The sequence below is a fragment of the Actinomadura sp. NPDC048955 genome (genome assembly GCF_040649435.1).
Classification (GTDB): Bacteria; Actinomycetota; Actinomycetes; order Streptosporangiales; family Streptosporangiaceae; genus Spirillospora; species Spirillospora luteofluorescens.
Genome location: NZ_JBEZJI010000024.1, coordinates 12,187 through 38,394, shown reverse-complemented (window position 1 = coordinate 38,394; position 26,208 = coordinate 12,187). Strand labels below are relative to the sequence as shown.

The 26,208-nt window shown below is 74.2% G+C and carries 25 protein-coding genes; 11 read left to right on the top strand and 14 right to left on the bottom strand.

Features of this window, described 5'->3' with window-relative positions; translation table 11 throughout:
- Nucleotides 1-68 precede the first annotated feature (68 nt).
- The 5 genes from AB0C84_RS22815 (at nt 69) to AB0C84_RS22795 (ending at nt 5,540) form a co-directional block, all read left to right on the top strand.
- On the top strand, nt 69-800 hold the full coding sequence (locus AB0C84_RS22815; RefSeq protein ID WP_218905815.1) for an ABC transporter ATP-binding protein: 732 nt from the start codon (nt 69-71) through the stop codon (nt 798-800).
- Nucleotides 797-3,238: an ABC transporter permease gene (locus tag AB0C84_RS22810; RefSeq protein WP_361069645.1), complete on the top strand. Its 2,442-nt coding sequence runs from the start codon at nt 797-799 to the stop codon at nt 3,236-3,238. Before AB0C84_RS22815 ends, AB0C84_RS22810 begins: the two co-directional genes overlap by 4 nt.
- Nucleotides 3,239-3,249: 11 nt before the next feature.
- Nucleotides 3,250-3,420, top strand: a complete 171-nt coding sequence (locus tag AB0C84_RS22805) for a hypothetical protein (protein ID WP_179848436.1) — start codon at nt 3,250-3,252, stop codon at nt 3,418-3,420.
- Between the two features lie 112 nt (nt 3,421-3,532).
- Nucleotides 3,533-4,372 carry a DUF4253 domain-containing protein gene (locus AB0C84_RS22800; RefSeq protein ID WP_361069641.1) on the top strand — a complete coding sequence of 280 codons (840 nt, stop codon included), beginning with the start codon at nt 3,533-3,535 and terminating at the stop codon, nt 4,370-4,372.
- Between the two features lie 28 nt (nt 4,373-4,400).
- Complete coding sequence (locus AB0C84_RS22795) at nt 4,401-5,540, top strand: hypothetical protein (RefSeq protein WP_361069637.1); 1,140 nt, start codon at nt 4,401-4,403, stop codon at nt 5,538-5,540.
- 7 nt (nt 5,541-5,547) lie between these two features.
- Here the strand turns inward: AB0C84_RS22795 and AB0C84_RS22790 are convergent, their stop codons facing one another.
- From AB0C84_RS22790 to AB0C84_RS22755, 8 genes are all read right to left on the bottom strand, one after another.
- Nucleotides 5,548-7,515 (bottom strand): ATP-binding SpoIIE family protein phosphatase, encoded by a 1,968-nt coding sequence (locus tag AB0C84_RS22790; protein ID WP_361069634.1) that lies wholly within the window; start codon nt 7,513-7,515, stop codon nt 5,548-5,550.
- A 93-nt stretch (nt 7,516-7,608) separates the two neighbouring features.
- On the bottom strand, nt 7,609-8,382 hold the full coding sequence (locus tag AB0C84_RS22785; RefSeq protein WP_361069631.1) for an NAD(P)H-binding protein: 774 nt from the start codon (nt 8,380-8,382) through the stop codon (nt 7,609-7,611).
- Nucleotides 8,383-8,430: 48 nt separating this feature from the next.
- Entirely contained in the window at nt 8,431-9,291 is an 861-nt protein-coding gene (locus AB0C84_RS22780; RefSeq protein WP_361069628.1) for a fused MFS/spermidine synthase, read from the bottom strand.
- 43 nt (nt 9,292-9,334) lie between these two features.
- Nucleotides 9,335-10,363, bottom strand: coding sequence for a dipeptide ABC transporter ATP-binding protein (locus AB0C84_RS22775; RefSeq protein WP_179848431.1), 1,029 nt, complete (start codon nt 10,361-10,363; stop codon nt 9,335-9,337).
- On the bottom strand, nt 10,347-11,381 hold the full coding sequence (locus AB0C84_RS22770) for an ABC transporter ATP-binding protein (protein ID WP_361069625.1): 1,035 nt from the start codon (nt 11,379-11,381) through the stop codon (nt 10,347-10,349). The genes AB0C84_RS22775 and AB0C84_RS22770 overlap by 17 nt, the downstream gene beginning before the upstream one ends.
- Nucleotides 11,382-11,389: 8 nt before the next feature.
- Nucleotides 11,390-12,352 (bottom strand): ABC transporter permease, encoded by a 963-nt coding sequence (locus AB0C84_RS22765; protein ID WP_179848429.1) that lies wholly within the window; start codon nt 12,350-12,352, stop codon nt 11,390-11,392.
- Between the two features lie 7 nt (nt 12,353-12,359).
- Nucleotides 12,360-13,286: an ABC transporter permease gene (locus tag AB0C84_RS22760; RefSeq protein ID WP_179848428.1), complete on the bottom strand. Its 927-nt coding sequence runs from the start codon at nt 13,284-13,286 to the stop codon at nt 12,360-12,362.
- A 6-nt stretch (nt 13,287-13,292) separates the two neighbouring features.
- Nucleotides 13,293-14,876 (bottom strand): ABC transporter substrate-binding protein, encoded by a 1,584-nt coding sequence (locus AB0C84_RS22755; protein WP_258943278.1) that lies wholly within the window; start codon nt 14,874-14,876, stop codon nt 13,293-13,295.
- Between the two features lie 241 nt (nt 14,877-15,117).
- Between AB0C84_RS22755 and AB0C84_RS22750 the strand changes: the two genes are divergently transcribed.
- Nucleotides 15,118-16,518, top strand: coding sequence for a M20/M25/M40 family metallo-hydrolase (locus AB0C84_RS22750; RefSeq protein WP_361069620.1), 1,401 nt, complete (start codon nt 15,118-15,120; stop codon nt 16,516-16,518).
- 57 nt (nt 16,519-16,575) lie between these two features.
- Here the strand turns inward: AB0C84_RS22750 and AB0C84_RS22745 are convergent, their stop codons facing one another.
- The 3 genes from AB0C84_RS22745 to AB0C84_RS22735 form a co-directional block, all read right to left on the bottom strand.
- Nucleotides 16,576-17,352 (bottom strand): ABC transporter permease, encoded by a 777-nt coding sequence (locus AB0C84_RS22745; RefSeq protein WP_361069617.1) that lies wholly within the window; start codon nt 17,350-17,352, stop codon nt 16,576-16,578.
- Entirely contained in the window at nt 17,349-18,341 is a 993-nt protein-coding gene (locus AB0C84_RS22740; protein ID WP_361069614.1) for an ATP-binding cassette domain-containing protein, read from the bottom strand. The genes AB0C84_RS22745 and AB0C84_RS22740 overlap by 4 nt, the downstream gene beginning before the upstream one ends.
- 151 nt (nt 18,342-18,492) lie before the next feature.
- Complete coding sequence (locus AB0C84_RS22735) at nt 18,493-19,137, bottom strand: PadR family transcriptional regulator (protein ID WP_361069611.1); 645 nt, start codon at nt 19,135-19,137, stop codon at nt 18,493-18,495.
- A gap of 101 nt (nt 19,138-19,238) precedes the next feature.
- Between AB0C84_RS22735 and AB0C84_RS22730 the strand changes: the two genes are divergently transcribed.
- From AB0C84_RS22730 to AB0C84_RS22720, 3 genes are all read left to right on the top strand, one after another.
- Nucleotides 19,239-20,174: a hypothetical protein gene (locus AB0C84_RS22730; protein ID WP_361069608.1), complete on the top strand. Its 936-nt coding sequence runs from the start codon at nt 19,239-19,241 to the stop codon at nt 20,172-20,174.
- A 64-nt stretch (nt 20,175-20,238) separates the two neighbouring features.
- Complete coding sequence (locus AB0C84_RS22725) at nt 20,239-21,276, top strand: MBL fold metallo-hydrolase (RefSeq protein ID WP_179848422.1); 1,038 nt, start codon at nt 20,239-20,241, stop codon at nt 21,274-21,276.
- A 68-nt stretch (nt 21,277-21,344) separates the two neighbouring features.
- The gene (locus AB0C84_RS22720) at nt 21,345-21,983 is read left to right on the top strand and encodes a pyridoxamine 5'-phosphate oxidase family protein (protein ID WP_361069604.1); all 639 of its coding nucleotides are present in this window, start codon (nt 21,345-21,347) and stop codon (nt 21,981-21,983) included.
- Between the two features lie 100 nt (nt 21,984-22,083).
- Here the strand turns inward: AB0C84_RS22720 and AB0C84_RS22715 are convergent, their stop codons facing one another.
- Entirely contained in the window at nt 22,084-22,272 is a 189-nt protein-coding gene (locus AB0C84_RS22715) for a DUF5302 domain-containing protein (protein ID WP_179848420.1), read from the bottom strand.
- A 142-nt stretch (nt 22,273-22,414) separates the two neighbouring features.
- Between AB0C84_RS22715 and AB0C84_RS22710 the strand changes: the two genes are divergently transcribed.
- Nucleotides 22,415-23,809 carry a cytochrome gene (locus AB0C84_RS22710; RefSeq protein WP_361069600.1) on the top strand — a complete coding sequence of 465 codons (1,395 nt, stop codon included), beginning with the start codon at nt 22,415-22,417 and terminating at the stop codon, nt 23,807-23,809.
- A gap of 15 nt (nt 23,810-23,824) precedes the next feature.
- Here the strand turns inward: AB0C84_RS22710 and AB0C84_RS22705 are convergent, their stop codons facing one another.
- Nucleotides 23,825-24,184 carry a hypothetical protein gene (locus tag AB0C84_RS22705; RefSeq protein WP_258943271.1) on the bottom strand — a complete coding sequence of 120 codons (360 nt, stop codon included), beginning with the start codon at nt 24,182-24,184 and terminating at the stop codon, nt 23,825-23,827.
- 96 nt (nt 24,185-24,280) lie between these two features.
- Between AB0C84_RS22705 and AB0C84_RS22700 the strand changes: the two genes are divergently transcribed.
- Nucleotides 24,281-24,688: a DUF2795 domain-containing protein gene (locus AB0C84_RS22700; protein WP_258943270.1), complete on the top strand. Its 408-nt coding sequence runs from the start codon at nt 24,281-24,283 to the stop codon at nt 24,686-24,688.
- Here AB0C84_RS22700 and AB0C84_RS22695 read toward each other — a convergent pair whose 3' ends face one another.
- Entirely contained in the window at nt 24,689-26,188 is a 1,500-nt protein-coding gene (locus tag AB0C84_RS22695; RefSeq protein ID WP_361069595.1) for an FAD-dependent monooxygenase, read from the bottom strand.
- Between the last annotated feature and the right edge of the window lie 20 nt (nt 26,189-26,208).

Genomic DNA, 26,208 nt, shown 5'->3' with positions numbered 1-26,208 from the left:
CATGTGCCCGGACCCCGGCGGAACCTAGGTTCGTCCAGGTGAGAGGCGGCATCCCACGGAGGGGAACCATGACCACGATGACGGCCGAGGCGACCGCGGAGGCGGTGGGCCTGGACGCGGTCGCCAAGACCTACGGGGCCGTGCGGGCCCTGGACGGCATCACCTGGACGTTCCGCCGCGGCGGGTTCACCGCGGTGATGGGGCCGTCCGGGTCGGGCAAGAGCACGTTCCTGCACTGCGCGTCCGGACTCGACCGCCCGAGCGGGGGCACGGTCCGGATCGGCGGCGTGGACATCGGAGGGCTGAGCGAGGCGAGGCGGACGCGGCTGCGCCGCGAGCGGATCGGGTTCGTGTTCCAGGCGTTCAACCTGATCCCGTCCATGGACGTCGAGCAGAACATCACGCTCCCGCTGCGGCTCGGCGGCGCCGAGCCCGACCCGGCCCGGCTGGAGGAGATCGTCCGGCGGGTGGGCCTCGCGGACCGGCTGCGGCACCGCCCCTCCGAGCTGTCGGGCGGGCAGCAGCAGCGCGCCGCGCTCGCCCGCGCGCTGATCACCCGCCCCGAGGTCGTCTTCGCCGACGAGCCGACCGGCGCGCTCGACCCGCGCACGGCCCGTGAGGTCCTGCGGATGCTGCGCGAGGCCGCCGACCTGACCGGCCAGACGGTCGTCCTCGTCACCCATGACCCGATGGCCGCCGTGTGGGCCGACTCGGTGCTGTTCCTCAGCCGCGGCCGCATCGTCGACGAGCTGGCGTCCCCGACCGCGGACGCGGTCATGTCCCGCTGGGAGACGCTGTGAAGGGCGCGGCCGTGAAGGGCAGGGGGGCGTTCGCCGGGATCTTCGTCGCGCTGGCGTTCGCGGCGACGCTCGTGGGGGCGTGCGGGGTGCTGCTGGAGTCGGCGCTGCGGGCGCACGCGCCGGTCGAGCGGTTCGGCGCCGCCGCCGCGGTGGTGACCGGCCCGCGGAGCGTCACGGACCGGATGGGCAGGTTCGCGGACGAGCCGGAGGAGCAGAGCCGGCCGCTGAGCGAGCCCGCCCCCGTCCCGGTCGCGGCCGCGGCGAGGCTGCGGGGCGTTCCGGGCGTGCGGGACGTGGTCGCGGACGTGTCCTTCCCCGCCCTGCTCTCCTCCGGGCGGCCGGTGGCGGGGCACGGCTGGGAGTCGGCGGCGCTCCGGCCCTACCGGCTGAGCGCGGGCCGCGCCCCGCGGGCACCCGACGAGGTCGTGCTGAGCCGGTCGTCGGGCGCGGCGCCCGGGACGGTGGTCCGCATCCAGGTAGACGGGCCGCCCCGCCCGTACCGGGTGTCCGGGCTCGTCGCCGAGGGTCCCGCGGCGGCGTTCTTCACCGCGGCGACGGCCCGGGCCCTCGACGGGCGCCCGGGCCTCGCCGACGCCCTCGCGGTGCTCGGCGCCCCCGACGAGGACGCGCTCCGCAAAGCCGCTCCCGGCCTCGCCGTATCCACTGGCGCGGCGCGCGGTGACACCGAGGATCCGGCCGTCGCCACCGCGCGCCCCGACATCGTGGAGCTGTCCGCCTCCCTCGGCGGCGTCGCCGTGATGACCGCGCTGGTGGTCGTCGGCGGCCTGATCGTGCTGTCGGTGCGGGAGCGGGCACGCGAGTTCGCGCTGCTGCGGGCGGTCGGCGCGACGCCCGGGCAGGTGCGGGGACGCCTCCTGCGCGAAACGCTGCGGGTCGGGGCGCCGGCCGCGCTGGCCGGTGGCGCGCTGTCCCTCGGGGTCGGCGCAGCGCTGCACGCCGCGATGCTCCGCGAGGGCGTCCTGCCCGACGGCTTCGGGCTGGCGCTCGGTCCGCTGCCCGCCCTCGCGGCGGTCGCAGTCACGCTTATCGCCGCCACCGCGACCGCGTTCCTCGCCTCCCTGCGGCTGTCGCGGATCCGGCCGGTACAGGCGCTCGGCGAGGCCGCCGCCGAGAACCCGCGCCTGCCGCGCTGGCGCGTCGTCACCGGCGCCGTCTTCCTCATCGCCGCCCTGAACGCGCTCGGCTTCTCGGCCGGCGCCACGGGCGCCGCCGCGAGCGCCTCGATCGGCGGCCTGGTGATCTCGCTGATCGTCGCCACGGCCTTCCTCGGGCCGCTGGTGGCGCGGGCCGGGAACCGGGTCCTGGGCCGCGCCGCCCGGGCCGCCTCGCCGGTCGCCGGGCGGATGGCCCAGCACGCCGCCGGCGCCGCCGCCCTGCGCGCCGGGTCGCTGATCACTCCGGTCGCCCTGGCCGTCGCGTTCGCCGGCGTCCAGCTCTTCGCGCAGACCACCGTCGCCCATGCCGCGCGGACGCAGGCGGAGGACGGGAACCGCGCCGACCGGATCGTGGTGGCGTCGGGCCCCGGGCTCCCGCACGACGTCGCCGAGTCGGTGCGCCTCGTCCCCGGAGTGACGGCCGCGACGCCGGTCAAGCGCACCACCGTCGTCATGGCGGTCAAGGAGATGGGCGAGAAGAACCTGCGCTCTCTGAACGGCAGCGGCATCGGCGCGGACGCCGCCGCGACCATGGATCCGGGAGTCTCGTCCGGCCGGCTCGGCGACCTGCGCGGCGGCGCCGTCGCGCTCAGCAGGGACGTGGCCGGCGGCCTGCGCGTCGGTTCGACCGCGCCGCTGTGGCTCGCGGACGGGACGCGGATCCGGGCGCGCGTCGTGGCCGTCTACGAACGCGGTCTCGGCTTCGGCGATGTGCTGCTCCCCCACGACGTCGTGACCGCGCACTCCGCCTCGCCGCTCGACGACCGCGTGCTCGTCCGCGGACGCGCCGACCTGAGCGCGGTCACGGCCGCCTACGCCGGGGCCGGGGCGGTCGCCCCGGACGCCTTCCAGGCGGGCCTCTCGCAGGAGATCAGGCTCCAGGGCTTCGTCAGCCTGCTGGTGGTCGCCGCGATCACGGGATTCATCCTCGTCGGCCTCGTCACGACGCTGGCGACGGCGACGGCGGCGCGCCGCCGCGAGTTCGCGCTGCTGCGGCTGGTCGGCGCCACCCGCCGCCAGGTCCTGCGGATGCTCCGCCTCGAGGCCGCGATCGTGCTCGGCACCGGCATCGCGGTCGGCGCCCTCATCGCGGCGGTGACCCTGACGGCGTTCGCGGCCCGCGTGACCGGCCTCCCCCTGCCCTCCGTCCCTCCTCTGGAATGCGCGGCGGTCCTCCTCGGCGTGGCCGGATCCGGCGCCGCCGCGATCCTCCTCCCGGCGCGCGCCGTGCTGCGCCGGCGCACCCCTCCCTCCCTCTCCTGAAAGGCGCCTCCATGAGCACCTCCACCCGCTGGACCCTGATCTGCGTCCTCATCGGCGTGAACGTCCTGTCGAACGTGGTCCTCGGGGACGGCTGGATCCAGATCGCCGTCAGCGCGGTCACCGGCCTCGCCGCCGTCGCCGTCCTGATCGACCTGCTGCTCCGCGGCCGCCGCGAGCCCTGAGCCCGCCGGGCCGCCCGGCCGGGGGACGACCGAACCGCACGGCTCGTCCCCCGGTCGGCCCTCACCGCCGTTACGATCGCCACTGGCATGCTCTGTACCGGAACGGCGTGAAATGGATGATGTGGAGGTCCGGCACCTGCCGGGCGATCTGCCGCAGCTGTTCGACGGCGGCGCCGGGGACGGCGCGCCCGGCCGGACGCTGTCGGTTCCGCTGCCCGAGGGGGATCTGGTCTGGCCCGACCCCGGGTACCCGCAACGGCAGCACCTCCTGCGGCCCGCGTTCTGGCTGAGCGACGAGCCCGTCGGCGGCGAGCTGTGGGCCCGGTTCCACGCCGAGCACACCCGGTCGGGGCTGTGGCCGCTGCTCATGGACGAGTCCGACCAGCCCTGGGCGGCCGGCCAGATCGCCCCCGAACCGGTGGCCGAGATCGGCAACTACCACCCCCACGCGTTCATGTACGAGGTGTGGGCCGACTGGGCCGAGCAGGCCGCCGACGACGACCACGACGACCTCGCCCCCTACGGACGGCACTGCCCCGGCCCGGCGCCCGCGGGCGTCCCGGTCGACGACCCGGGCGCCATGGCCGGCCGGCACGCCCGCGCCCTCGCCGCCCGCGGCCTGTCGCTCGGACTGGTCGCCGTGGACCGCGGCGCCGACGCGCTCGCCGCCGTCGGCTGGCAGGGCGCGCTGAACCACAACGAGTGGACGGCGCCGCTCGCGGCCGTCCTGCGCAGCTGGGAGGACCGCTTCGGCGCCCGCGTCGTCGCCCTCGGATTCAACACCCTGGAGCTCAGCGTCGCCGCGCCGCCCGTGAGCACCCGGCACGCCGTGCACGTCGCCGCCGAGCACTGGGCGTTCTGCCCCGACATCCTGTTCCAGGGGCCCGGCACCCTCGCCGGGTACGCGGAGGAGATCCGCGGCAAGACGCACTGGTCGTTCTGGTGGGACTGAGCGGCGACGGAGACGGGGGCGGGCACGGATGCGACGCAATGGCAGGGCACTCTCCGCGGTCATCGCGGCCGGGATCGTCCTCACCCTCGCGGCCGACGTCACCCTGCTCGCGCGGGATCGGAGGGGCGGCGGGCCCCGCGGCGCGGGGAACCTCGTGTCGGTCGGCGAGGCGCCGCGGACGCCCACCGTCGCGCCGCTGACCCGCCGTTACACCCCGCACCTGCTGGTCGCCGGGACGTCCTCGCTGCCGCCGCAGGCCGTCGAGCGGGCGAGGCGGCTCAAGGGCGTCGCCGGGGTCACCGTCGTGGACGCCGCGCGGGCCATGGTCGGCGACCGCCGCATGGGCCTGCTCGGGGTCGACCCGTCGGGGTTCCGCGCGTTCGCGCCCGAGCCGACCGCCGGTTCCGACCAGCTGTGGCAGACCGTCGCGTCCGGCGGCCTGGCGGTGTCGTTCGAGCAGGGCCGCGACGGGGCGCTGCCGCTCGGCGCGGTGGTCCCGGCGGGCCGCAGCGCGAACCCGGCGCGGGTCCGCGTCGGCGCCTACGCCTCGATGGGCATCGGCGACATCGACGCCGTCGTGTCCCGCGGGCAGGCCCGGGCACTGGGGCTGCCTGACGGGAACGGCCTCGTCATCAGCGCCCCGAAGGCCGACACAGCGGCGCTGGTGAAACGCCTGAAGAAGATCCTCCCGCGCGGCACGAGGGTGGCGACGCTGGCGGCGCCCAAGCGCAGCGACGGCACGCGGCGCAAGAGCGTCCCGCGGGTCACCGGGCGGCCGGACGGCGCGGCCGGCGACCGCTCCCCCATCACCGGCAACGCGATGACGCCCACCATGCGGACCGTCCTGCTGGAGATCGCCGGGATGTTCGGCCCCTTCCCCGTGATCGGCTGCCACCGCTCCACCGGCGACCCGCAGGACCACGGCGACGGCCGCGCCTGCGACTTCATGGAGAGCACCGGCGGCCGAGCGCCGAGCGCCGGCGCGCAGCGGCACGGCGACGAGGTCGCCCGGTACGCCGTCGCGAACGCGCGGCGGCTCGGGATCTCCTACGTCATCTGGAGGCAGCACATCTGGAACGTGCGGGGCGGCGGATGGCGGCCGATGGAGGACCGGGGAAGCATCACCCAGAACCACTACGACCACGTCCACATCTCGGTGCTGCGCTAGCCGCCCTTCACGGAAGCGACTGCTCGCACCACACCACTTTGCCGCCCTTGGTGCGGCGCACGCCCCAGCGCTGCGCCAGCCGGCCCACGACGTGCAGGCCCCGGCCCGACTCGCTCGCCTCGTCCTCCTCGTCGTGGTGGCGGATCCGGGGGCGCCCGTCAGAGGAGTCGAACACCTCGCAGACCAGCCCGCCCTCGCGCACCAGCCGCAGCCCGATGCGGCCGCCCGCGTGCCGGATGGCGTTGGTGACGAGCTCGGAGGCCAGCAGCGTGGTGGTGTAGGACATGTCCTCCAGGCCCCAGCGGGCGAGCTGGTCGCGGATGAGGCCGCGCGCCCGGCGCACGGCGGCGGGCTCGGCGGGCAGCTCCCACGCGGCGTGCCGGTCGGCCGGGATCCGCGCCAGCCGCGCCACCAGCATGGCGATGTCGTCGCGGTGCTGGTCGTCGTAGACGCCGTCGAGCGCCGCCTGGCACAGGTCCTCCAGGGGGCGGGCGGCTGCGCCGGGCCCGAAGGTGGCGCGCAGCCGGGCCAGACCGTCGTCGATGTCGCGGGCCCGGTTCTCCACCAGCCCGTCGGTGTACAGGAACAGCAGCGTCCCGTCCTCGACGGTGAACTCGCGGCTGACGATGGGGCCCTCGCCGCCGACGCCGAGCGGCGGCGCGGGCGGCACCGGCAGGTACTCCGAGGCCGTGCCGGGCGGGACCAGCAGCGGCGGCAGGTGCCCGGCGCTGGCCACCTCGCACCGGCCGCTGACCGCGTCGTAGACGACGTAGGCGCAGGTGGCGAAGTGCGGTTCGCGCTCGCCGAGCGTCCGCATCAGGGAGTCGAGCCGCTCCAGCGCCTCGGCGGGCGGCAGTTCCAGCCCGGCGAGGGTGTGGATGGCGGTGCGGAGCCGTCCCATGGTGACGGCGGCCTTCACGCCGTGCCCGGCCACGTCCCCGACCACCAGCGCGACCCGCGCGCCCGGCAGCGCGATCGACTCGTACCAGTCGCCGCCGACCTCGATGAGCCGGCTGCCCGGCAGGTACCGGTGGTGCACCTCCACCGGCGACGGCGCCGACAGCCCGGTCGGCAGGAGGCTGCGCTGCAGGGTCAGCGCGGTCGCCCGCTCCCGCGAGTACTGCCGGGCGCTCTCGACGAAGATGGCGGCGCGGCTGGCGAACTCCATCCCGATCTCGACGTCGTAGGCGTCGAAGGGCCGGTGCGCGACGTTGCGCGTGCAGACGAAGAAGCCGAGGACGCCCACCGCCGAGCTGATCGGCAGCAGCAGCATCGACGCCCCCTTGAGCAGTTCGGCGACCGGCGGGCGGCGCCACGACGAGGCGAGCCTCGCCGCGCCCTCCCCGCCGAGCACCCGCAGCACCGGCTCGCCGGACTCCAGGCACAGCGCGTGCGGGGTCTCCTGCGGGTAGACGAGGGACTCCCCGGTCGGGAACGTCGCGTCCCAGGCCGGGTCCTGGTCGTCGAACCCGATCGCCATCCGGCGCAGCTGCGGGCCGTCGGGGCCCTGCGGCCCCTCGTCGGCGTCGATGTGGCTCTCCAGCAGCATCAGCGCGCCGGAATTGCAGAAGTGCGGGACGAGCACGTCCATCAGTCCGCGCGCCAGCAATTCCAGGTCGAGCGTGGAGCCGATCCGCGGGAGCGCGTCGTCCAGCAGGGCGCGGCGGATGACGGCCGGGTCGACGAACCGGTCCGCGAGCGGCACCGGCACCTTCACCACGGCCAGCGCCGCGATCTCGGGCGCGCCGCCGCTCATCGGGTGGACGGTCACGACCGCGTCGAGCAGGCCGCCGACCGGGGTCTCCACGGCGAGCATCGCGGTGCGCTCCCGCCCGGCCCGCAGCGCCTCCAGCAGCGGCCTGTGCGCGCCGGGGATCACCTCGTCCAGCCGGGCGCCCAGCAGGGCGTCCCCATTCGGGCACAGAACCGAAGCGGCGTTACGGTCGAACTGGAGAATTCTCCCCGACGAATCCATGCCGAGAATGAGAATTCGGGTGGACGACTCCATCGCTCGATTATGGGACATGGCGCGGCCGGATGAGACCGATACGGGCGGGGAATCCGTCCCTTACCGATGCGTATGGGTCTCGGCCAGGAACTGACGCCAGGTCCGCTTCCCCACGGCGCGGTCCGGTGTGAGGTGACGGCCTTCCCGGAAGCCCCGCGCGGCGCGCCCGGGAAGCGGCACCGGAATCCGGACGGGACGCCGCAGCCCCCGCGCCTCCAGGTAGTCCCGCATCATCTCCTCGGCCGTGAGCACCTCCGGGCCGCCCATGTCGTCGACCCGCCGCGCGGGCCCGGCGGCCAGAGCCAGTTCGGCGAGCCGCCCGGCGACCTCGCCGACGTCGACGGGCTGGTCGCGCAGCCCTCTCGGCAGCAGCATCAGGCCCGGGACTTTGGTCAGCGCCCTGAAGACCGCGTCCGGCAGGGTGTGGAACTGAGTGGCCCGCAGGATCGTGTACGGCAGGCCCGAATCCTCGATCGCCCGCTCCACCGCGTACTTGATCCGGTAATACCTGTAAGGGATCGTGTCGACGCCGACGATCGAGATATAGACCAGGTGCGGCGCGCCCTGCCGGCGCGCGGCCCCGATCAGGTTCCGCGCGGCGGGCAGGTCCCGCTTGGCGTGCAGGGGGTCGCTGGCACAGTGCACGACCGTCTCGACGCCGGCGAGCGCGTCCTCGACGCCCTCACCGGTCACCAGGTCGCCCCTGCACCAGGTCACCCCGGCCTCCGCTTCCCGCGCGCGGCGGCTGAGCGCACGCACGTCCGCGCCGGCCTCGGCCAGCAGGCGGGTGACGGGCCGGCCGAGCGTGCCGCTCGCCCCGGTCACGAGGATCATGGGTGCTCCTTGTCGGTCGTCGGATGCGGGAGGCCGCGGCGCCCTCGGTCAGGACCTCCCGAACACCTGCGGCGGCGGGACGGGCGCGACGATCTCCTCGCCGGCGCGCAGCGGCGCGGCGCCCGCGCAGAACGCCGCGAGGTCGCCGCCCTCCAGCAGGCGAGCGCGCACGGCGCCGCCCGCGGCGCGTCGCGTCAGCTCCGCCACCGGGAGCGGCTCCCGGGACGCGGCCACGATCAGGTTCCCGAACCGGCGGCCGCGCAGCACGCCCGGATCGCCCATCAGCAGCGTGTGCCCGAACACCGACCGGACGGTCGCGGCCACCCGGCGGGCGAACGGCAGCCGGAAGCCGTCGGCGACGTTGGCCAGGTAGACGCCTCCGGGCCGCAGCACCCGCGCGGCGTCCAGCACGAACTCGCGGGTCGCGAGCTCCGGCGGCATCGACGCCCCGGCGAAGGCGTCCATCACGACCAGGTCGTCGGCCTCGTCCGCCAGCGCGGCGATCCCCGAGCGCCCGTCGGTGATGCGGATCCGCAGGCCGGGGACGCCCTTGACCGGCAGCTGCTCCCGGACGACCTGCACCAGTTCCGCGTCCGGCTCCAGCACGACCTGCCGCGAGCCCGGCCGGGTCACGGCGATGTAGCGGGGCAGCGTGCACCCGGCGCCGCCGACGTGGACCGCGTCGAACGCCTCTCCCGCCAGGCCGAGCGAGTCGACCACGTCGCCCATCAGCCGCATGTACTCGAAGTCGAGGTAGGTCGGGTCGGACAGGTCCACGTACGACTGGGGGACGCCGTCGACGAGCAGCATCCAGCCACCGTCGCGGTCGGCGTCGCGCAGCAGTTCGGCCTCCCCGCCCGCGATCTCGTAGGTTCGCGGACGGGGGCCGTGCCTGCCCTTGCGTGCCATGGCCCCTACCCTACGGACCGCGCGGCGCGCGGCCCGCGACACCTCAGGTCTGCTCCGTCAGGTCCGTCAGGGCGGCCTCCGCCGCGAAATGGCAGGCGCTGGGGTGGGCGGAGCCGTCCCGCTCCTCCAGGGCGGGCACCTGCTCCGCGCAGACGTCGCGCGCCTTCCAGCAGCGGGTGCGGAACCGGCAGCCGGACGGCGGGTCCAGCGGCGAGGGCGGCTCGCCCTCCAGCCGGATCTGCTCCGCCCAGCCGGGCGCGTCAGGGTCGGGCACCGGGACGGCCGACAGCAGCGCCTGCGTGTACGGGTGGGTGGGGTGCTCGTAGATCTGGGTCTCGTCACCGGTCTCGACGACCTTGCCCAGGTACATCACGGCGATCCGGTCGGAGATGTGGCGGACGGCGGCCAGGTCGTGCGCGATGAACACGTACGCCAGGCCGAGCTCGCGCTGCAGCTCGGCGAGCAGGTTCATCACCTGCGCCTGGACGGACACGTCCAGCGCCGACACCGGCTCGTCGCACACGATGACGTCGGGCCGCAGCGCCAGGGCGCGGGCGATGCCGACGCGCTGGCGCTGCCCGCCGGAGAACTGGTGCGGGTAGCGGTTGACGTGCGCGGGGTCGAGGCCGACGAGCTCCAGCAGCTCCTGCACGCGCCCGCGCCGCTCGCCCTTCGGCGCGACCTCGGGATGGACGGCGAACGGCTCCCCGACGATGTCGCCGACGGTCATCCGCGGGTTGAGCGAGGAGTAGGGGTCCTGCATCACCATCTGCACGCGGCGGCGCAGCGCCCGCAGCTCCGGCTTCGGCAGCGCGAAGATGTCGCGGCCGTCGAAGCGGACCGTCCCGGCGGTGGGACGCTCCGCGGCGAGCAGCAGCTTGGCCAGCGTCGACTTCCCGCACCCGGACTCGCCGACGACCCCGAGGGTCTCGCCGCGCCGCAGCTCCAGGTCCACCCCGTCCACGGCCTTGATCTGCCCGACCGCCCGCTTGACCACGACGCCGCGGGTCACGGGGTAGTGCTTGACGAGCCCCTCCACCCGCAGGATCGGGTCCTCACTCGGCTCCGGCACCGTGCACCTCCTCGGCGAAGTGGCAGGCGGCCTCGTGCCCGGGGGCGACGGTGACGAGCGGCGGCCGCTCCGCCGCGCAGAGCGCCTCCACGCGGGGGCAGCGCGGCTGGAACGGGCAGCCCGGCGGGAGCGCGGCCGGGTTCGGCGGCGCCCCCTTGATCGGGACGAGCGGGCCGCCGCGCCGGTCGAGCCGCGGCACCGAGGCCAGCAGGCCGCGGGTGTAGGGGTGGGCGGGCCGCGCGTACAGCTCCCGGGCGGGCGCCTGCTCGGCGACCGACCCCGCGTACATGACGACGATCCGGTCGGCGACGCCCGCGACGACGCCGAGGTCGTGGGTGATCAGCACCATGCCCATCCGCAGCTCGTCCTGCAGCCCCGCCAGCAGCCGCATGATCTGCGCCTGCACGGTCACGTCGAGCGCGGTGGTCGGCTCGTCGGCGAGCAGCACGTCCGGCTCCAGCGCCAGCGCCATCGCGATCATGATGCGCTGCCGCATGCCGCCGGAGAACTGGTGCGGGTAGTCGCCGAGCCGCTTGGCGGCCGACGGGATCCGGACCCGCTCCATCAGCTCGACGGCCTTCGCCGTGGACTCCCGGCGGCCGAGCCCCCGGTGCACCCGGAACATCTCGCGGAGCTGGTCGCCGACCGTGAAGACCGGGTTCAGCGCGGTCAGCGCGTCCTGGAAGATCATCGAGATGCGGTCGCCGCGGTAGGCGCGGCGCCGCCGCTCGGGCAGGCCGAGCAGCTCCTCGCCGCGCAGCCGGACCGAGCCGCGCTCGATGCGGGCGGGCGGGACGTCCAGGATGCCCATCACGGCCTGCGCCGCGACGCTCTTGCCCGAGCCCGACTCGCCGAGGATCGCGAGCGTCTCCCCCTCGGCGAGCGTGTACGACAGCCCGTTCACCGCGTGCACGTCCTGGTCCCGCACGCGGAACCGGACGTGCAGGTCCTCGACGCTCAGCAGCGGCGCCTCCGGTTCCGGGGCGGGAACCGGGTCGTCCTTCAGGTCCGTGGTCATGTCTCGGCTCACCGCAGCTTGGGGTCGAGGGCGTCGCGGACGGCGTCGCCGAGCATCAGGAAGCTCAGCACCGTCGCCGACAGGAACAGCGCGGGGAAGATCAGCAGGTGCGGGTGGTCGACGAAGGAGTCCTTCGCCTGGTTGAGCTGGAGCCCCCAGGAGACCTCCGGGTACTGCAGGCCGACGCCGAGGAAGTCCAGCGTCGCCTCTCCCACGATCACGTGGCCCACGTTGAGGGTCGCCACCACGATCACCGGGGCGATCGCGTTCGGCAGGATGTGCCGGATCATGATCCGCCGGTCGGACGCGCCGAGCAGCCGCGCCGCCTGCACGTAGTCGGCGTCCCGGACGGAGATGACCTGCCCCCGCATGATGCGGATCATCGTGGTCCAGCCGAGCAGGACCAGCACCAGCGTCATCGCCCACACGCCGTGCGAGGGGAACGCGACCAGGATCACGGTGGCGCCGAGCACGAACGGCAGCCCGAAGAAGATGTCGGTCAGCCGGGCGATCAGGGCGTCGACCATCCCGCCGTAGTATCCGGCGAGCAGCCCGAACAGCAGCGCGATCAGCAGTGCGAACAGGGTGACCGCGACGCCGATCAGCAGCGTCGGGCGGGCGCCGTGCACGACGTGCGCGTAGTAGTCGCAGCCCGCGAGGTCGGTGCCGAACCAGTGGCCGCCGGAGGGCCCGAGCTTGGCGTCGTTGGGGTCGCAGCCCTCGTTGACGCCCTTGGCGGTGAACACCCGCGGCACCGCCGCCATGACCGTCACGAGCGCGAGGACCGCCACCGAACCCCAGAAGACCCAGCGGCGCCGCAATTCGTGCCACGCGTCGTCCCACAGCGAGGCCCGGCCGATCTGCCCGCCCGCGACGGCGACCGCGGCGGCGCTCGTCCCCGGGGCCCCGGCGCCGGGCGCCGGCTCCGGCTCGGTGCCCGGCGGCCCCGCGTCCGGCTGCTTGATGGTCATGCGCTCCTCACTCGTACCTGATCCGCGGGTCGAGCACCCCGTACAGCAGGTCCACGACCAGGTTGACCAGCAGGAAGATCAGCACGAGCAGGGTGACCGCGCCGACCACGACGGGCCCCTCCTTCAGCTGGATCGACTCGAACACCTGCCCCCCGATGCCCGGCAGGTTGAAGATGCCCTCGGTCACGACCGCGCCGGCCATCATGTTGCCGAAGTCGACGCCGAGATAGGTCACCACCGGGATCAGCGAGTTGCGCAGGGCGTGCCGGCCGACCACCCGGGCCCGCGACAGCCCCTTGGCGTTCGCCGTCCGCACGTAGTCGGCCCGCAGGTTCTCCGACAGGCTCGTGCGGGTCAGCCGCGCCACGTACGACAGGCCGAGGGAGCCGAGCACCATTCCCGGCAGCAGGTAGGACATCGGCCAGCCGTCGTCCGTCCCCGCCGTGGGGAAGATCTGCCAGTGCAGCCCGAACAGGAGCTGCGCGGCGTAGCCGAGCACGAACACCGGCACCGCGATCACCAGCGTGGTCCCGCTCAGCACGAGGGTGTCGGCGAACCTGCCGCGGCGCAGCCCCGCCCAGATGCCGAGCAGGACCCCGAGGACCAGCTCGAAGACCCAGGCGGTGACGGCGAGCTGCGCCGTCACCGCCCAGCGCCCGCTGAGCATCTCCGACACGCTCTGGCCGGTGTAGTTCTCGCCGAGGTCGCCCTGGAAGAGCCCCCACATGTACTTCGCGTACTGCACCAGCAGGGGGTCGTTCAGGTTGTAGCGATCCCGGAGGACGGCCAGGACGTTCTCCGGGACCGGCTTGTCCCCGGCGAGCGCCTGGATCGGATCGCCCGGCAGCGCGAACACCATCGCGTAGATGAGCAGCGTGGTGCCGATGAAGACGGGGATCGCCTGCAGGAGCCGCCGGAGGACGTAGCGCCACATCGCCGGCTACTTCACCGTCACTTCGGTGGCGATCAGACCCGTCGAGAACGGGGTGATCGTGACGTTGTCCACCCGCTTGGAGCGGCCGCCCTCACCCGCCCACGTCCACAGCGGGATCATCGGCATCTCGCGGATGGCGACGTCCTCGGCCTGGTTGTAGAGCGCGTTGGCCTGCTGCTGGTCCGACGTCTTGTTGGCCTTGGCGATGAGGTCGTCGAACTCGGTGCTCTTCCAGCCCATGCGGTTGCCCGCCGAGCCCCACATGTTCTCCAGGTAGTTCTGCGGGCTCGGGTAGTCGGCCTCCCAGTTCTGCCGGTAGGGGCCCTTCTCCTTGCGGTCGCCCAGCAGGGAGAAGTAGTCGGACGCGGGGACCTGCCGGAACTGGATGTCCTTGATGCCGAGGTTGTCGCGCAGGGAGTTGGCGACGATCCGCATCCACTGGGCGTAGGTCGGCTGCGCGTTGGAGAAGTACAGCTCCAGCGTCCCGGAGAACCCGCCGGCCTTGTCGAACAGCTGCCTGGCCTTGGCGGGGTCGTAGGTGCACAGCTCGCCGCAGGCGTTGGCCCGGTGCCCGGGAATGATCGACGGGATCAGCGAGTCGGCCGGGAAGTAGCTGCCGTTGTAGACCGCCTTGTTGACGCCCTGGCGGTCGATGGCCATCGAGATGGCCTTGCGCAGGTCGGGGTTGGCGAACCGCTTGTCGAACACCGGGAGGCCGAGGTAGTCGGTCGTGCTCATCTTGCGGGCCAGGAACCGGTCGCCGAGGAGCCGCTTGGCCTCGGGGACCTTGGCCGACGGGATCGTCTGCAGCACGTCGATCCGGCCCGCCCGCAGGTCGGTGTAGGCGGTGTCCGCGCTGGAGTAGCTCTTCCAGGTGACGCCCTTGTTCTTCGGCTTGCGCGCCCCGGTGTAGCCGGGGAACGCGACGAGCTTGACCTGCTTGTTGCGCTCCCAGTTCCCGTCCATCATGTACGGGCCGTTGCCGATCGGGTGGTCGTCGAACGCCTTGGGGTCCTTGAGCCCGGCCTTGGGCATCGGCGCGTACGCCGGGTAGGTCAGCAGCAGCGGGAACTGGCTGAACGGGTCGTTCAGCGTGACCTTGAGCGTGTTCTGGTCGACGACCTCGATCCCGGAGAGTTTGTCGGCCTTCGGCTTGGCGTTCTCGTCCTCGGGGTTCAGGTCCTCGTACCCCTTGATGTACGAGAAGTAGTCGTTGGCGCCCATCGCGTTGGGCCCGTAGGCGGCGTTGTTCCACGCGTCGGCGAAGCTCTGCGCCGTCACCGGCTCCCCGTTGTGGAACTTCTGGCCGGCCTTGACCTTGATCGTCCAGACCTTCTGGTCGTCGGAGGTGACCGACTCGGCCGCCAGCGGGACGGCCTTGCCGTCCTTGGTCAGGTCCATCAGGTTGTCGAACAGCTCGGTGATCACGTCGAAGGCGTAGCTGCCGGTCGTGTTGGCGGGCATCAGGTGGTCCGGCTCGGAGTGGCCCACGGTGAACGTGCCGTCGCTCGCCTTGGCGTCGTCCCCGCCGCAGGCCGAAAGGCCGAGCGACGCGGCCAGCGCCACCGCCGCGAGACCCGCGACGTTCAACCGGAGACCCCTTCCGGCACCCCTCAGGCTGGTCATGCTCCTCCTCGGCCTGTCGTTCGGCGCACGGGCTCTGGCCGCCCGCCGTCCCTGGAACGCTCGCAGCGTCGTACTCAGCGTGGCAGTTTGGGTACGGCACTGACGGAGTCGCAACCGGATCGAGACGAACTTGATCATTCGTTGACACTGGTCAGCGAGGGAGCAAAATGAAGCCTCGTTGCGGAAGGGGAGCAAGGGGGCAGTGGTGCGCTTCGATCAGGCGGGCGGGACGGCCGGCGGCACGGTGGACGGCACGGTGGACGGCACGGTGGACGACCCGGTGGAGGGCAGGGCGGACGCGACCGGTGGCGACCGGGCGGGCGCCGAGGCGGCGGCGATCTGCGCGGACCTGATCAGGTTCGCCACCGTGAACCGGGGGGAGGGGGTGGCCGAGCCGGAGCGTCCGGCCGCCGAGCACGTCGCCGCCCTGCTGGACGAGGTGGGCGTCGAGGCGTCGATCGTGGAGGCGGCCCCGGGCCGCGCGAGCGTGCTCGCCCGCATACCCGGCACCGATCCGTCCCATCCGGCGTTCCTGGTCCACGGGCACCTGGACGTGGTGCCCGCGGACCCGGCGGACTGGACGGTCCCGCCGTTCTCGGGCGAGGTGCGGGACGGGTGCGTGTGGGGGCGCGGCGCCGTCGACATGAAGGGCAGCCTCGCGATGACGCTCGCGACCGTGCGGGCGCGGCTGCGCGAGGGGCGCCGCACGCGCGGCGACCTCGTGCTGGCGTTCCTGGCCGACGAGGAGTGCACCGGCGACTACGGCTCCCGGTACGTGGCGCGCGAGCACCGCGGGTTCTTCGAGGGCTGCACGGAGGCGATCAGCGAGTCCGGCGGGTTCAGCGTGGACGCCGGCGGAGCGCGGATCTACCCGATCGCGACCGGCGAGCGCGGCACGACCTGGATGCGGCTGACGGCGCGCGGGACCGCCGGGCACGGCTCCAAGCCCGCGCCCGACAACGCGGTCGCCGAGATCGCGCACGCGGTCTCCCGGCTGGCCGCGCACGAGTGGCCGGTCCGGCTGACGCCGGGCGTGCGGGCGCTGCTGGACGGGCTCGCGGACGCCCTCGGAACGTCCATCGACCACGACCGGCTCGACGCGGAGGCCGCCCGGCTCGGCCGCGCCGGGCACCTGTTCGCCGGGACGATCCGCAACTCGGCGAACCCGACCCGGCTCGACGCCGGCTACAAGGTCAACGTCGTGCCGGGCACGGCGACCGCGCAGGTCGACGGCCGCTACCTGCCGGGCACGGGCGAGGAGTTCCTCGCCACGATCGACCGGCTGCTCGGCCCGAAGGTGACCCGCGAGTTCATCAACTACGAGGAGGCCCCCGCCGCCGACCCGGCGGGCCCGACGTTCGCCGCGCTCGCGGGCTCGCTCCGCGCCGAGGACGCGCTCGCGCGTCCCGTCCCGTACGTGATGGCCGGGGGGACCGACGCGAAGTCGTTCCACCGCATCGGCGTCACGAGTTTCGGCTTCGCGCCGCTGCTGCTCGGCCCCGACCTCGACTACTTCGGGATGTTCCACGGCGTGGACGAGAGGGTCCCGCTGGACGGCCTCGCCTTCGGGACCCGCGTGCTGGACCGCTTCCTCGACACCCGCTGAACCGGGAAGGGGGTTCCGGCGCCCGCCGCCGCCGGAACCCCCCGGGCCTCTCCCCCGTCACTGGGATCTCTGGTAGCTCCGGAGCGAGTGGACCGCGAGCCCGACCGCGGCCGCGGCCAGGGCGAGCAGCCCTCCGCCGTGCGTCGCGACCGTCGCCCAGTCGGGATCGTCGGCGAGCGCGCCGCGTGCCGCGTCCAGGGCCCAGCTCACCGGGTTCCCCTCCGCCACATGCCGCATCCAGGACGGCATCAGCCCCTTGGCCATGAACGCCGACGACAGGAACGTCAGCGGCAGCAGCAGCATCACGTTCAGGCCGATGATCGTGTTGCGGTCGCGGACGAGGAGCGCGAGCGTGTTGGACAGCGCGGCGAGCACGACGCCGATCAGCACCGACGCGGCGACCAGCACCGCCGGGCCCGCGGGCCCGCCCGGGTAGTGCGCGCCCGCCACCCGGCCGAGCCCGATGATCACCATCGACTGGAACGCCGTGCTGAGGGCCTGCTCGACGACGCCGGCGTTCGCGATCGCGCCCCGCCGCACCGGCGTGACGAGGAACCGGTCGAGGGTGCCGCGCTCGATCTCGTCCATGGTCGCCATCCCGGCGAAGGAGTTCAGCGACACCGCGTTCATGACCACCACGCCGGGCACGATGTAGTCCAGGTAGGACGGCGCGCCGAACCCGGGCAGCTCGACCACCTTCCTGAACAGCTCGCCGAACAGGAACAGCCAGATCATCGGCTGCGCCAGCGTCATGACGACGACGGCGGGGTTGCGCACCAGCGCCGAAAGCCGCCGGTGCGTCATCCACCAGGTACCGGTCGCGAGCGCGGTCATCGGGCGCCTCCCGAGGCGGTCCCGGCGAGGTCGGGGGCGCCGGCCCCCGCGAACCGGCGTCCGGCGTAGCGCAGGTAAACGTCGTCCAGGGACGGCCGGGCGACTGTCGCCGCCGCGGCGGGGACGCCCGCCTGGTCGAGGGCCGCGAGGACGGCGGGCACGGCCGACGCTCCGTCGTCGGCGCGGGCGCTCAGGCGCGGCCCGTCCAGCACGACCTCGCGCACGCCGGGCAGCCGGCCGAGCGCCTCCCGCACCGGCGCCTCGGGCGGCGCCTCCCGCCATTCCACGTGGACGGCGTCGCCGCGCAGCTCGCCCTTGAGGGCGTCGGGGGTGCCCTGCACCACGACGCGGCCCCGGTCGACGATCGCCAGCCGCCGCGCGAGCCGGTCGGCCTCCTCCAGGTAGTGGGTGGTCAGCAGGATCGCGAGCGCGTCGTCGCCCGCCAGCCGCGCGATCTCGGCCCACATCGACGCGCGGGCCTCGGGGTCCAGGCCGGTGGTCGGCTCGTCCAGGAACAGCACCTGCGGCCGGTGGACGAGGCCGAGCGCGACGTCGAGCCGCCGCCGCATGCCGCCGGAGTAGGTCTTCACCGGCCTGCCCGCCGCGTCCTCCAGCCCGAACCGGGCGAGCAGCTCGGCCGCTCGGCCGCGCACCCGCGCCCCGCCCATCCCGTAGAGGCGGCCCTGCAGGACGAGGTTGTCGCGGCCGCTCGCCTCGGGGTCGGCGCCGGACCGCTGCGACACCACGCCGATGACGCGGCGGACCCGGTCGGGCCTGCGCAGCACGTCGTGCCCGGCCACGGCCGCGGCGCCCGCGTCCGGCCGGACCAGCGTGGTGAGGATCTTGACGGTGGTGGACTTGCCCGCCCCGTTGGGGCCGAGCAGCCCGAGGATCTCGCCCCGCCCGACCGTGATCGACAGGCCGTCCAGGGCCCGGACGTCGCCGGGGTAGTTCTTCACGAGGCCCTCGGCCTCGATGGCATGCGCCATGTTCTCCTCCGTGCAAGGAAACGTGCCGCACGAAGGGCCCCGGATAGGCTGGTGTCGCGTCACGCCGCCAGGGCCCGCCTCGCGCGGGTTCTCGGTGGTGGGTCCCGGCCCGGCGGAGGTGTTGCAGCACCGCCGCCGGGCCTCGCGCTCGCTACTCCTCCGGGCCTCCCCTCTCCGCCAGCTCGGCGATCTCGGGCGGCATCTCGCCGGTCGCGTGGAAGGAGCGCCACAGGTCGAGGTGCGGCAACGTGCCGTCCTCGATCTCCGCGAGGAGGCCGCGCACCCAGGCGGCCTCGGCGCGCCGCATCGCGAGGTCGTACTCGGACTCCAGCAGGAAGAGGCGCGGCACCTCCTCCTCGGCCTCCAGGGCCGCCTGGTCGGCGGCGATCTCCCGCTCCATCGCGTCGAGGCGGCCGCGCAGCAGCGCCGCCACCTCGTCGGGGCCGAGGGCGCCGAGCACCGAGAGACCCGCCTCGAACCGCGGCCGCTCGCGCTCGGGCACCCCGATCAGCTCCCGGACCCAGTCGGCCAGCTCGTCGCGTCCCGCGTCGGTGATGCCGTAGACGGTGCGCTCGGGCCGCGCCCCTTCCCTCGCACTCCCCTCGACGGCCAGGAAGCCGTGCTTCTCCAGGTTGCCGACCACGGTGTAGAGCGAGCCCCACTTGATGTCCATGTCGCGGTCCTTGCCGCGAGCGCGCATCAGCGACGCCATCTCGTACGGGTGCATCGGCCTGGCGGTGACTGTCGACAGCACGGCGAGCCCCAGCAGGTTGCTCACCTTGCGCCGCCTGGCCATCTTCGACTCCTCGTAGACGAGTATTCGTAGGCGAGTATGGCACCGGCGAGCGTCTCCGTCCACCCCGATGCGCGCGGGCCCGGTGCGGGTAGAGATCGGACGTGGACTTCTCCAGTGCCGCCGACGAGCTGTACGGCGTCCCGCCCGCCGACTTCGTGGAGACCCGCAAGCGCCTGGTCCAGGAGGCCAAGGGGGCGGGCGACGCGGCGCTCGCGAAGCGGATCGGAGCGCTGCGGCGCCCCACGCTCTCGGCGTGGGCGGTGAACCTCCTGGCGCGCTCGGCCGCGGACGAACTCACCGGCCTCCTGGACGTCGGCGAGGAGATGCGGGCGGCGTGGGGCTCGGGCCGCGGCCTCGGGGACCTGGAGCAGCGCCGCGCCAGGCTCGTCGGGTCGCTCGTGCGGACGGCCGGCGAACTCGCCGCGGACGCGGGCGGCGCACTGCGCGAGCAGGCGGTCCGCGAGGTGGAGGACACCCTCCAGGCCGCCACGGTGGACGCCGGAGTCGCCGAGGAGGTCCGCCAAGGGCGACTGCCGCAGCCCCGCAGCCATTCCGGCTTCGTCCCCGCCGGGTTCCCCATGGCGCCCGAGGACCAGGGCGAACGCGCGAAACCGGAGCCCAGGGAGAAGCCCGCCAAGCGGACGCCCGCCGGGGAGAAGCGGCCGTCCGAGAAGAAGGCGGAGCCGGCGAGGTCGAACGTCACGCGCACGAGCGCCGCCCGCGCCAAGCGGGCGGAGACGCTGCGCAAGCGTGCCGAGGAGGCCGAGGACAAGCTGGCCGAACGCGAGGAGCGCGCCGACGCTGCCCGGCGCGAGGTGCAGGAGGCGTCCACCAAGGTGGGGCGTCTCCGGCACGAACTGGAACGCGCGATCGCCGAGCGGGACGCCGCGTCCAGGAGAGCGGACCGCACCGAGCAGAACCGCGCCCGCGCCGAGGAGGTCGCGCGGGAGGCCCGTAAGGCCGCCACCGAGGCCCGCCGCGCCGCCGCCCGCGACCCCCATCCCGGTCGCCCCTCGTCCACGGCGGGGCGGGGATAAAACGGATGTCCGGGATGAAGTAGGTTCGTCCCGAACGTGATTCGACAATCAGAGGGGGCGCGCGGTGGCGGCACCGGTCGTGGAGCAGCCGACTGACTGGACCGAGCCGGGCGCTCATCCGGTGGCGCCGGGGGTGCACCGGATCCCCCTGGCGCTGCCGATCCCGTCGCTGCACGCCGTCAACGTGTACGTCATCGAGGACGCCGAGGGCCTCGTGGTCGTGGACTCCGGCTGGGCCATGCCCGACACGAAGGCCTCGCTCGAAGCCGCCCTCTCCGTTCTCGGGCACCGGCTGGACGACGTCGCGCAGTTCCTCGTCACCCATGCCCATTGGGACCACTACTCGCAGGCCCTGGCACTGCGCGAGTCGTTCGGGACGCGGGTGCGGATCGGGCGGGGCGAGCGGCCGTCGATCGAGGCGTTCGACACCCGCCGCGGGCTGCACCCCCGGCAGGTGGAGCTGCTGCGCCGGTGCGGCGCGGACGAGGTGGCCGACGAGATCGCGGGCCGGCCCGTGGAGCGTTCCGAACAGGACGTCCCGCACACCATGCCCGACGCGTGGCTGGACGACGGGGAGCGCGTCGCCCTGACGGAACGGGGCCTGGACGTGTTCGCCACCCCGGGGCACACGCGCGGCCACATCGTCCTGCGCGACGCGGCGGCCGGGCTGCTGTTCGCCGGCGACCACATCCTGCCGCACATCACGCCGTCGATCGGGCTGGAGACCGAGCCGGAGCCCAAGCCGCTGCGCAGCTACCTGGAGTCGCTGCGGCTGGTCCGCGACATGCCGGACACCGTGCTGCTGCCGGCGCACGGTCCCGTGAGGCCGAGCGTGCACACCCGGATCGACGAGCTGCTGGAGCACCACGCCGAACGGCTGGACGCCGCGGCCGCGCAGGTCCGCGCCGGGCGCGCCACGGCGTTCGAGGTGGCGGCGGCGATGCCGTGGACGCGCCGCAGGCGCAGCCTCGGCGACCTGGACGCCTTCAGCCGGATGCTGGCCGTGCTGGAGATCGAGGCGCATCTGGACGTCCTCGCCGACCGCGGTGTGCTGGACGCCCACGAGGAGGGCGGCGTCCGCCGCTACGCCGCCGGGCGCTGACCTGCCCGCGCGCTCGGATTCGCCCGCGTTACGCTGATCTTCGGAGTCTCCCGGCGGAAGGAGCGGCGATGACGGTCGCCCCCGAGTTCACTGCGATCACCTCAGCGGCGGAGCTGCGCGAGCTCCTCGGCACGCCGATGCGGCGGGCGATCGACAAGGAGCGGGTCACGCTGCACGACCGTGACCGCGAGTGGCTCGCCCTGTCCCCGTTCTGCCTGATCGCCACCAGCGACGCCGCCGGGAACTGCGACGTCTCCCCCAAGGGCGACCCGCCGGGATTCGCGCACGTCATCGACGGCACGACGATCGCCGTCCCGGACCGGCCCGGCAACCGCCGCGCGGACGGGTTCCTGAACGTGCTGAGCAACCCGCACGTCGGCCTGATCTTCCTCGTGCCGGGACGCACCGAGACGCTGCGGATCAACGGCCGGGCCACGCTGGTCCGGGACGCGCCGTTCTTCGACGCGATGGTCGTCAAGGGGCACCGGCCGGCCCTCGCGCTCGTCGTGGACATCGAGCAGATCTTCTTCCACTGCGCGAAGGCGTTCATGCGGTCGAAGCTGTGGAAGCCGGAGTCGTGGACCCCGGAGGCGCTGCCGCCGCACGCCCAGATCATCAAGGACGTCCAGTACACCGAGGAGAGCGTCGAGGAGCTCCGGGAGTACTACAGCGAGGCGAACTACACCAAGAAGCTCTACCAGGGCTGACAGGGCCCGGGCGCCGCTCGCGGTCGTCGGTGGCGGCGCCGTGAGAACGGAGCGACCCCCGCGCCCTGCGCGCGGGGGTCTGCCGGCCGGGGCGGCCCGGTCAGCCGCTCTTGCGGCGGAACTGCCGCTGGTGGTCGGCGCGTTCGTGGGTGCCGCGCACCTTCGAGCTGCTCCGGCCACCGGCGCCGGCGTTCTTGCTCTCGGCGCCGCGCTTGCGCTCCAGGGCTTCCCGGAACCTGCGCTTCACCTCGTCCTCGCCGTCTTCGGGCGCTTTTGCGGAGTCGGCCATGCGGACCTCCAGCTCTTCTATGGGCACCCCTAGCGTCACATACCCCGCGGTGGCCGCGGGTCCGTGCACGCCGAAAGATCGCCGTGGGAGATTCCAGCATAAACGGACCTCCGGTCAACGATCTCTCCTAGGGTTTGTGCACGTGGAGCCCCAGACGCCGCAGGCCGAGCCCGCCCATCCCCCGCTGGAGGCGCTCGCCGTCCAGCCGCTGCTGAACCACGACTACGAGACCCGTCCGGCGGTGTTCTACGAGCGGCTGCGGGAGGAGTACGGGCCCGTCGCGCCGGTGGACGTCCTCGGGGTGCCGGCCTGGCTCGTCGTCGGCTACACCCAGACGCTCGACATCCTGCGCGACGCCCGCGGGAACTGGAGCCGCCGCGTCGGCACCTGGCGCGCCTACCGGGACGGCGCGGTGCCGGCCGACTGGCCGATGCTGCCGGTGGTCGAGTCGGACAACTGCGGGTTCCGCGACGGCGCCGACTCCACCCGGCTGCGCGGCGCCTGGAGCGAGGGGCTGCGGCCGTTCCAGGACCGGAGCCGGCCGGAGGCGAAGGCGCTGGAGCAGGCCGTCCGGCGGTACGCCGACGAACTGCTCACGGTGATCGCCGAGAGCGGCGGCCCGGCAGGGGAGGCCGACCTGTCGGCGCAGTACGCGCGGCCGCTGCCGTTGATGGTGATCGGCCGGCTGCTCGGAACGGGGGCCGGTGACGGCGACGAGCTGATCACCGATCTGTGGCGGGTGATGGACGCGGGCCCGGACGCCCAGGAGGCGTCGGTCCGGCTGATCGAGCGGGTCACGGACCTGTGCGCGGCGCGAGCGCGGACCCCCGGCGAGGACCTGCCGTCCTACATGCTCGCCGCCGTGCCCGACCTGACCACCGAGGAGCTGGCCGCCGAGATGGCGATGCTGACCGGCCTCGTCGGCGACGTGACGGCCACGCTGATCGGCAACACCATCGCCGAGGTGCTCATCGGCGAGACCGGCGCCCGCGACAGCCTGTCGTCCGGGATGCTGCAGGAGGCGATCAACCGGGCCGCGGCCGCCAACCCGCCGATGGCGAACCTGGCGTTCCGGTGGGCCAAGGCCGACGTGCGCCTCGGCCGGTTCCAGATCGCGGCGGGCGACCCCGTCATGGTCTCGCCCGCCGCCGCGCACCGGGACCCGGCGTTCGCGGCGGGCGGCGGGCCCGACTCGATCTACAGCTCGCGCGCCCATCTGGCGTGGAGCGCGGGGCCGCACGCCTGCCTCGGCCGCGACCTCGCCACCACCATCACCACGATCGCGGTCGAGCGGCTGTTCGACCGGTTCTCCGGGCTGAGGCTGGCGGTGCCCGCCGACCTCCTCCCTTGGCGCTCGTCACCGCTGATACGCGGCCTGCGATCGCTGCCGGTCACCTACGATCCGGTCGGGGACCCGCCGGCGCCGCAGCCCTCCCCCGCCGCCGAGGAGGCCGCCGAGCAGGAGGACCCGGGCGAGGGCGGGCAGAACTCGCTGGTGCGGCGCGTCCTGCGGATGATGCGGCTGTCGCAGTCCTGACCGGCCGCCGCCGGCTCAGCCGGGGAGAGCCTCCCCGATGCCGTCGACCTCCACGGTCCACACGCCGTCCATGACCTCGGTCAGGGTGAGCCGCAGGACGAGCGCGGACCGGCCTTCCTGCGCGGTCCACAGCGGGAGGGCCGCGCGGAAGGCGCGCTCCCCGCCCGAGACCTGCTCGATCCCGGTCACCTCCAGGTCGGCGAAGGCGTCCTCAGGCGGACTGATCAGGTCGAGCCCGGACGCGGCCACCGCGCCGGCCATCTCCGAGGCGCTCAGCCTGCGCCCCTCGGTGAGGGTCTCCAGCTCCTCGTAGTCGCCGCGGACCAGCAGCCCGACCACGACCCGGACCGCGTTCACGCCCTCTTCCGGCAGCATGCGCCACACCGTACCGCGCCGCCGCCGCGAGACCGGCCGCGTGTTTGGACGCGCGCGCCCGGGAACGCTCCGTCGGGTAGGCGCAGGGAGGATGAGATGCCGGACAAGAGCGACAAGCACGGTGCGAGGCTGGACGAGGAGATCGGCCGCGAGACCCGGGGCATGGTCAGCGGCGGCCATCCCACGCACGCCGAGGAGTTCAAGGAGACCGAGCCGTTCTCCAACGACTACCCCGCCGACCCGGCGGCGGCCGCCGCCGGGGACCGGGAGGGCTCCCCGCCCGGGATGAGCGCGCGGGACGTGGAGGGCCGCAGCGCCCTGGCCCGGATGCTCAGCGGCGCCCGCTATCCGGCCCGCCCGAACGAGCTGGTCCGGCACGCGGCCGAGGGCGGAGCCCCGGACCGGGCGCTCGACCAGCTGCGGACGCTGCCGAAACGCGAGTACGAGAACGTCGCCGACGTGGCCGAGCAGCTCGGCTACGGCCGCGAGGAGCGGCGCTACTGACTAGTGGTCGGCGCCGCGCCCGCACCACTGGCTCAGCGCGTCCCGGATCGCCTCCGCGCGCCGGTCGGGGGCCGTCTCGTCGGTCGCCCAGGCGATGTAGCCGTCCGGACGCACCAGGACGGTCGTGCGCGTGGCGCCGCCGGCGAGGGCACAGTGCACGCGCCCGGCCCACCGCTTGGCCGCCAGGTAGGTGACCGCGGGGTCGTTGACGGCGACGACCAGCACGAACCGCCCGTCCGCCAAGAGGCGGTAGAGCCGTCCCGCGCCGCCCGCCAGCGGGACGTCCGGCGCCCGCCTCCCGGTCAGGGGATGCGAGCCGCGCGGCGGCGGGTAGGCGATGTCGATGCCGGAGACCGCGGCCGCGACCCGCCGCGCCGCGGGCGGGACGCGGGTCGCCGCGAACGCCGCCGCGGCGCGGGCGGCCCGCAGCCAGCGGGGCTCGGCGAGCGTGAACCGCAGCAGCGCGCCGCTCCTGCGCAGGACGACCCTGCCGACGGGGTACCGCTCCTCGTGGTAGCTGTCGAGCAGCCATGACGGCGCCCAGCCGCGCAGTTCGGCGGCCAGCTTCCACCCGAGGTTCGCCGCGTCCTGCATCCCGGTGTTCATGCCCTGCCCGCCCGCCGGCGAGTGGACGTGCGCGGCGTCCCCGGCGAGGAAGACCCGTCCCACCCGGTAGTGCGGGACCTGCCGCTCGTCGCTGTGGAACCGGGACGTCCAGCGGGGGTCCCGCATGCCGTGGTCGGTGCCGAGGGCGCGGCGGACCACCTCGCGCAACTCCTCCATGTCGACCGGTTCGGAGTCGGGGACCTGATGGTGGCGGTTCCACGCGATCACCCGGTACCAGCCCTCCCCGAAGGGGGCGACGAACGCGAACGCGTCGCCGACGGCGCCCGCGGTGAGCGCGCCCGCGGGCGCCTCGTCCAGCCGGACGTCGGCGAGCATCACCGACCGCACCACCGCGCGGCCGGGGAACGGCAGCCCGAGCGCCCGCCGGACGGTGCTGCGGACGCCGTCGGCGCCGACGACGTAGGACGCGCGGAAGGTCCGCGTCGCGCCGCCGGCGATCCGCGTTTCGACGTCCACGCCCGCCGCGTCCTGGCGTAGCCCTACCGCCTCGGCGCCGTACACGATCGTCGCGCCGGCGGCCACGGCCCGCTCCTTCAGGACGCGTTCGGTCTCGTACTGCGGCGTGACGAGGACGTACGGGAAGCGGCCCGGCAGCCGGGACATGTCGAGGTCGGTCGAACCGAGCAACCGCAGCCGGCCGGCCCGCGTCCCCGTCGCGACCAGCTCGTCGGCGACGCCGCGCGCGTCCAGCATCTCCAGCGTGCGGGCGTGCACGGCGAACGCCCGCGTCAGATCGGTCGTCTCCTCGGCGCGGCACTCCAGCACCGTGCAGCCGACCCCGGCCGCGGCCAGGTCCCCCGCCAGCAGGAGGCCCGTCGGGCCCGCCCCCACGATCAGCACGTTCCCGGTCGGCACGTCGGTGGGCGGCATCATGCTCCCCTCTCGCATCGCAC